The 6,891-nt window shown below is 63.6% G+C and carries 4 protein-coding genes and 1 pseudogene; 2 read left to right on the forward strand and 3 right to left on the reverse strand.

Going from position 1 to position 6,891, the window contains the following annotated elements:
- Window positions 1-31: 31 nt before the first annotated feature.
- Complete coding sequence (locus tag ABMA59_RS30685; RefSeq protein WP_349009180.1) at window positions 32-2,464, reverse strand: beta strand repeat-containing protein; 2,433 nt, start codon at window positions 2,462-2,464, stop codon at window positions 32-34.
- Between the two features lie 480 nt (window positions 2,465-2,944).
- Between ABMA59_RS30685 and ABMA59_RS30690 the strand changes: the two genes are divergently transcribed.
- Entirely contained in the window at window positions 2,945-3,817 is an 873-nt protein-coding gene (locus ABMA59_RS30690; RefSeq protein WP_349009181.1) for a LysR family transcriptional regulator, read from the forward strand.
- A gap of 58 nt (window positions 3,818-3,875) precedes the next feature.
- On the opposite strand, the gene ABMA59_RS30695 is transcribed toward ABMA59_RS30690, so the two are convergent.
- Together ABMA59_RS30695 and ABMA59_RS30700 are read right to left on the reverse strand one after the other, a co-directional pair.
- Window positions 3,876-4,637 (reverse strand): LytR/AlgR family response regulator transcription factor, encoded by a 762-nt coding sequence (locus ABMA59_RS30695; RefSeq protein ID WP_349009182.1) that lies wholly within the window; start codon window positions 4,635-4,637, stop codon window positions 3,876-3,878.
- The gene (locus tag ABMA59_RS30700; protein WP_349009183.1) at window positions 4,625-5,740 is read right to left on the reverse strand and encodes a sensor histidine kinase; all 1,116 of its coding nucleotides are present in this window, start codon (window positions 5,738-5,740) and stop codon (window positions 4,625-4,627) included. The genes ABMA59_RS30695 and ABMA59_RS30700 overlap by 13 nt, the downstream gene beginning before the upstream one ends.
- A 376-nt stretch (window positions 5,741-6,116) precedes the next feature.
- Between ABMA59_RS30700 and ABMA59_RS30705 the strand changes: the two are divergent.
- Window positions 6,117-6,891: pseudogene (locus ABMA59_RS30705) on the forward strand (autotransporter outer membrane beta-barrel domain-containing protein); the annotation flags it as partial.

Consider the following 6,891-nt stretch of genomic DNA (forward strand, 5'->3'; position numbering starts at 1 on the left):
CCTCCACGCCCTGGCGGGTCATGGACACCCGTCAGATCACGACAAAATCCAAATGCGAGATGTCCGGTGCTCCCGTGAGCGTGGCGAACCGGACGTTGCCGTATACGGTGCCCGAGCCGTCGGCGTCGTAGTAGAGGGCGCCGGTCTCGGAATTGTAGATGATACGGTCATTGGCATCCTTCGGTCCGTCGGTGATGTCCTTGAAGGCCGATGCGGCGAGCGCACCCGTCGGCAGCGCCGTGAAGAACAGATTGTCGAGCTGCATCGTGTCGGCGGCGACGTTGAAATCGGTGACGGTGTCGACATTGGCGTCGGCGTTCAGCGCCGAGTTGAACACGAAGATGTCCTGCCCGGCGCCGCCGGTCAGCCGGTCGTTGCCGGCATAACCTTTCAAGATGTCGTTGCCTGCACCGCCATTGATTGCATTGTTGGCGCTGTTGCCGTTCAGCGCATCGTTGAAGTCCGACCCGACGAGGTTTTCGATCGAGACGAAGCTGTCGCCGGCCGCGTCGCCGCTGTTGATCGACGGATTGGAGAGGCTGACGGTGACGCGGGCCGCCGCGCCGGAATAGGAGGCGGTGTCGATGCCGGTTCCCCCATCCAGTCGGTCGGCGCCGGTGCCGCCCTGCAATGTGTCGCTGCCGGTGCCGCCGCTCAGATTGTCATTGCCGGCGTCTCCGCGGATGGCGTCATTGTTCGCCCCGCCATCGGCGGTGTCGTTGCCGGCCCCGGCGGAGATGATGTCGTCGCCGGCGTCGCCGCCCAGGAAGATGTCGTTGCCGTTGCCGCCGTCGAGACGGTCGTCGCCCACACCGCCATAGAGCGTATCGGCACTGTCGCCACCGCGCAGCGTGTCGTTGCCGCCGAGGCCGGAGAAGCTGATGCTTTCCGTTCCGCCGGTCATGCTGTCCGCGGCCTTGTCCGATCCGAGGAAAGATTCGATGCGATAAAAGGAATCTCCCGCGGCGGAGCCGCCCATGACGAGCGTCCGCAGATTGATGATGGCTCCTCCCAGCCGGCTGAAGTCCATGATGTCGAAGCCGAGATAGCCGTCGAAAATGTCCTGGCCGGAGCCGTCGGCGATGAGGCGGTCGCTGCCTTCGCCGCCCATGATGTAGTTGCTCAGTGCGTTGCCGCTGCCGGTGAAATTGCCTTTTCCGAAATAGACGAGTTTCTCGGCGTTCGCCGCCAGCATCAGGTCGTCCAGCGTCGTCATGACCGTGTCATAACCTTCTCCGGCCAGTTCGACGACGATGTCGCCGTAGCTGTCGGTGAAGTAGGTGTCGTTGCCGACGCCGCCCGTCAGCGTATCGTTGCCGGTTCCGCCTTCGAGCAGGTCGTCTCCGGTCTGGCCATAGATCACGTCGTCTCCGGCTTCGCCGTAGAGGCGGTCGTTGCCGCCGGTGCAATTTGCGCCAGGGTCGACCGAATATTCTCCGGTGATCGAATCGTTGCCGTCGCCGCCGAAAATCAGGTCGTCACCGCCGACCAGCCTGTTCGTGGAGTTGTTGAGGACATCGCCGCTGATCGAATCGTTGCCGCCGCCGCCGGAAAGTATGTCGTTGCCGCCGATGACTGTACCGCCGGCGTTCTGGACGTCGCCGATGATCAGTTCGCCCTGGTCGTTTCCGTAGATCTCGTCGTTGCCGCCGCGCAGGAAGGCATATGAATTCATGCTTCCGGCGTCCCCGACGATCTGGGCAACCGACCCGGCGCCCTGTTCGATCCGGTCGTCGCCGCCTGTGACCTCCGCCCGGTCGCCCTCGACCCCGAAAATGCTGATGACGTCTCCCCAGACTCCGGATTGGATCGACGTGGTGTTGACTACAATCGTGTCGTTGCCGCCGAAAATGCGTCCGGAAGCCAGCACTTCTTTGACGTCGCCGACGATGTGCTGTCCGAACGCCGAGGCCTTGGCCGTCATGACGTCCGCGCCGCCGGTGAACTCCACCGTCTGCGCCCCCGCCGTGGCGCGGCCGACAGTGATCACGTCGCCATAGGCCGTGACTTTCGCGTTGCCCAGGTCGAAGACGTCGTCACCGCCCTTGCTTTCGCCGGTGCGGGCCGTGATGCCGTCACCGAACAGCACAAAATTCGTGCCGGCGGGCGCGAAGGCGTTGGTCGCGCCGAGGATGACGTCATTGCCTGAGAGCAGGCTCCAGAAACTGTCGGCACTGTCGTCCAGTAGGGGAGCCGATATTGCCGCGCCTTTGATCGAGATGTCGGGCACCGCGGCATTGTTGTTGCCGACATCGATGGCGATCTCGGTGACGAGGCCGCCCGTTGCGCGGCCGTTTCCGTCGAAGGTCATGCCGGCGCCGGTCAAATCGAGATCGTTGTCGTCTGGCGACAGCCAACTCCAGGTGGTTGCTGTAGGGCCGCCGTCCGCGGTTCCGTAGGCGATGAGGTCGGCATCGGTCATGTCTACCGATGCCTGGGCCTTGGAGAGATCGAGTGTTGCCATTCGTGGTCGGTTCCTATCGAAAATGCTTATCCATCGGCGCGAAGGCGCACCGTCGACGAGATCGCATTGCAATGTTGGTCTTCAACCCAGGGTGTTGGCGCTCCGCCGTGGCGAGGAATTTCGCCATCGATGCGTCAAGTCGTCGTCATGCCAGCCGCGATGCGGATGGACCGGGTTCTGAAAACGAGGGATTTGCGGATCAGGCAGGCAGTCGATGGGCCTTGCCTTGAAAACATACGAAAGCGAGTGCTTTCGTGATGGATGGTTGCGTCATGCTCTCTCCCATGGTCATCGCTTCCATGCCTGGCAACGAGATGCGGCAGCCCGAAGCCAAACGTCTGGCCAGCCAAGAACAAGCTAAGCTGCGTCCGGTGGTCTCAGACACGTCAGGCGTGTGTCCCGTCGGCAAGGCATGGCTTTTGCGCGATTGACGTTGGAAATTCCAACGAATAAGTGGAATGTTAAACATTAGTAGTGCTTATGGACATCGACCTCTATAAATCTTTCCTGGCCATCTACGACACGGGCAGCTTCACGCGCGCCGCCCGCGAGGTCGGCCGCACCCAGTCGGCGATCAGCCAGCAGATCAGGCGGCTGGAGGAGACGCTTGGGCGGCCTCTGTTCACGCGGACCGCCGGGAACGTCGAACTGACCGAATACGGCAAGTCGCTGCTCGGCTTCGCCCGGGATATCGTCGAGACGCACGCTGAGGCTCTCGCCGCGTTCAGCCGCGGGTCGTTCCAGGGGCTTGTCGTGCTCGGCATTCCCGACGGCTATGTGAAGCGGGTCATGCGGGAGGTGCTGCTGGAGTTCACCGCGCTTTATCCCGAGGCGACCATCAACGTCGTCATCGACGACTCGCCGGGACTGGCGCGCCGCATCGCCGACGGTTCCGTCGACCTGACCTTCCTGACCGAAGGAAACTGGCCGACGCGCGGCGACATCGTCTTCAAGGACCGCCTGGTCATAGCCGGTCCGGCGACGGGCGACCTGTCTATGGCCGACCCCTTGCCACTGGCCGTGTGGGACGAGCGCGCTTTCGATCACCGCCTGATGATCGAGGCCCTCGAAGGCATGAACCGCCGCTACCGAATCGCCTGCATCTGTCGCAGCGTCTACGGCAAACATGCCGCGATCACCGCCGGGCTGTGCGCCTCGGTGATGGTCGAGAGCAGCCTGATCGAGGGCGAGCGGGCCTACCTTCCCGAGGACGGCTTTCCTATACTGGCCGATGCCTTCGTTCGGCTGGAACGCTCGCACCTGAAGAAATCCCAGATCGTCGACCGGCTGGAACGCCATCTGCTCGAACATTTTTCAAGGAAGACGCTTCCCAACGAGGCGCGCGCCGCCTGACCAAAACCGGCTCGGCGTTGGGTGGAAGCTGGAGGATGCAGCCCGCTGGCGGAGCGCTTTACGCCGAAACCATCCCGATCTCGTCGATGCAGCGTCTGAGCCGTTGCGCCGCATCGCGGCCGAGCGATACCGGCGCGATGTCTTCGCCAACCGAAAAGCTGCATCGCCCCGACGCAAGCCATTGCACGTTCTCCAACCGCGCCAGGTTGACCATAAGCGATCGGCTGACGCGGAAGAAGGGCGGCGTCGGCAGTTGCGCCTCGAAGTGTCGCAACAGCCGGCACACCAGATGATCGCGCTCGCCGCTCACGAAGATGCGGGTGAAATCCTCTTCCGCCTTGAGAAGCGTGATCTTGTTGAGCGCCACGATGGTCGACTGGCCGCCGACGCGCAGGTGAAGGCGCTGCTCCGAAAAATGGGCCATGTCATGCCCGCTCCGCTGCTGTTGCTCCTGCGCTGGTGCCACGGCCTTGCGCTGGCGCAGTCGGTCGAGGGTAATCGCTAGCCGGTCCGGGTCGACAGGCTTCAGCAGAAAGTCGAGCGCCGCCACGTCGAACGCCTTCACCGCGTAGAGGTCGTGCGCGGTGACGAAGACCACGGCCGGCGGCGGCGACAATTTTTCGAGCACGTCGAAACCCAGGCCGTCGGCCAGTTCGATGTCGAGGAACAGCGCGTCGGGACGTAACGCAAGCACCATCTCCCGCGCCTGCTGTACGCTGCCGGCCTCGCCGACGATCTCCGCGTCGGCATGCGCCTGCATCAGGTGGCGCAGCCCGCGCCGCGCCGGCGGCTCATCATCTACAAGCATCAGACGGAGCATGCCGAACCCCTCAGCAGCAGCCGAGCGATAACCGTTTCGTCCTCCTGCGCGAGCGACAGTTCATGGCGATGCGGATAGTGCAGTTCCAGCCTCCGCCGGGTGTTGGCGAGTCCGAGTGTCGGCCCTGTGCCCGTCGGTGCCGACAGCAGGCCGGGATTGGTCACTTCGACGACCGTGGCATCGTCAAAGCACCGACGGATGCGGACGCCGATCTGCAAGGTCTCGGCGGGCGAGCGCAGTCCGTGCTTGACGGCGTTCTCCACCAGCCCCTGGACGATCAGATGCGGCACCGCGATGGACCGCGCAGCCGGATCGACCTCGATGGTGCACTGCAGACGGTCCTCGAACCTCAATTCCTGGATGCGGACATAGGCGCGCACCGCCTCGATCTCGTCAGCCAGCGGGCATAGTTGCCGGTTATGCTTGTCAAGCGAGTAGCGCAGATAGGCGGCGATGCGCCGCGTCATTTCCAGCGCCGCCTGCGGGCGTTCGGGTATCTCGGCCGCCACCGTGTTGAGCGCGTTGAAAAGGAAATGCGGATCGAGCTGCAGGCGCAAATGCTGCAGTTCCGCACGCATCGCCGCGGCCTGCGCTTCGCTGCGCTGGGCCCGCTCGGTTCGCGCCGCGATTTCCGCGCGAACCCAGAAATAAGCAATCGACCAGGCGAGAAACACCGTGGTGTAATAGATCACCGGAATGGCCGGGTCCCCCGCCATGACCGGTGCGGGAACCACGAACAAATGGTTCTTGACCCACCCGGCCAAAACCATCTGCAGCAGACCGCCGAGTACCGAATAGATGAGCACCGTCATCGCGACGGCTACGGGGCGGAACCCGGATCGGCCGAGAAAGACCAAGTGCGCCAGCGCAGTCAGCGCAAAGCCGACCGGATCGAGCACGATCGTCAGCGCAAAGGCCAGGCCGACGCTGTCGAATGCTGCCAACCGAGAGGCGAAGCCGAAAACGGCGATGAACATCCAGGCGACGGTATGTGCCACCCAGAATGAATCGGCGCCCACGGGCCAGAACGGCACCGTCCTCTCACGCGGCTGCGTTTCCCGCCGTCTGCCCGACTTGGCGGCATGGCTGGCCAGGCTGCTCATCCCGGAGTGTTTTGCGGTGGCAATGCGGTCAAATATCCCACTCGCCAATTATCGATCTGTTCATCAAGCCACGCCGTTTCATCGACCGAATCGGTGGTTTCATCGAGTTCCGCGTGATCTCCCTGAGGTTGCACACGTAATAGCATATGCCGTTGCCATGCGCGCGGATTCGGGTGGGGAGACGGAAATGGTGAACGGGATCGGCCTGCCGCGGGCGGGCTTCGCGAGACGGTTCACCCCCCGCCCGGTCACGCTCGAAACGACCGTCCATGGATGGCTGCCGCCTATTTACGAGCTCGAAACGGCTCTTGGTAGAGCACGGAAACGCTTATTCTCATGTGACCGCCCGCCCGAAAACGTCTCCAGCCGGAATGCATTGCACGCCCTGATCGTATCGGCTTTGGGACTGTGCGGCGCGGGGATAGCCAGCCAGGCGCAGGCAAGCTGCAGCGGCGCCGCGGATCAAAACCTTTCCGCGGGCAATTATGGATACACCTGGTCCATCTGCAACGGGGCCGCGGGCACCGACAGCAAGGACGAAAAAGACGGCGCCTGGGGCGACAACATAACGATCACCTCCGAGGGAACCTACGCGACCAGCGCCGGCGTTCCACCCTACAGTTTGCCTGGCGGGGTCGTGGGCGGCGTCTTCATGACCTATTCGCGCGGCGGCGACGGCGTTGACGAGGGCAATGCGGGCGGCGGCGGCAGCGTGTCGATCACCACGCACAACAGCATCACCGTGAACGGCTCGGGCAATTCCGGATATCTCGGCAGCATGATCTCCGCCTATTCCTGGGGAGGCAACGGCGATTCCGACAATGACAACAACGACTCGAACGGCGGAGACGGCGGTGCCGGCAGTTCGATAAACGTCACCAACTACGGAACCATGACGATCGACGGCACGGTTTCGCCGCTGAGCGGCGGGATGTACGGCATCATCGCGGTGAGCGGCGGCGGTACCGGCGGCGAGCAGAACAACAGCGTCTCGGGCCTCGGCGACCAGGTGGGTGGCGACGGCGGTTCGTCTGGCTCCGTTACCGTCACCAACGCGGGCACGATCAGCATCGGCAGTACGTCGAGCCGCATGCAGGGCAACGCCGCGGGCGCCGGCATCTATGCCGATTCCGGCGGCGGCGGCGGCGGCG

Source organism: Mesorhizobium yinganensis, from assembly GCF_040081985.1.
GTDB lineage: Bacteria > Pseudomonadota > Alphaproteobacteria > Rhizobiales > Rhizobiaceae > Kumtagia > Kumtagia yinganensis.

Coding starts and splice junctions, on each gene's coding strand:
- ABMA59_RS30685 (WP_349009180.1), bottom strand. CDS start 2,464: ATGGCAACACTCGATCTCTCCAAGGCCCAGGCATCGGTAGACATGACC.
- ABMA59_RS30690 (WP_349009181.1), top strand. CDS start 2,945: ATGGACATCGACCTCTATAAATCTTTCCTGGCCATCTACGACACGGGC.
- ABMA59_RS30695 (WP_349009182.1), bottom strand. CDS start 4,637: ATGCTCCGTCTGATGCTTGTAGATGATGAGCCGCCGGCGCGGCGCGGG.
- ABMA59_RS30700 (WP_349009183.1), bottom strand. CDS start 5,740: ATGAGCAGCCTGGCCAGCCATGCCGCCAAGTCGGGCAGACGGCGGGAA.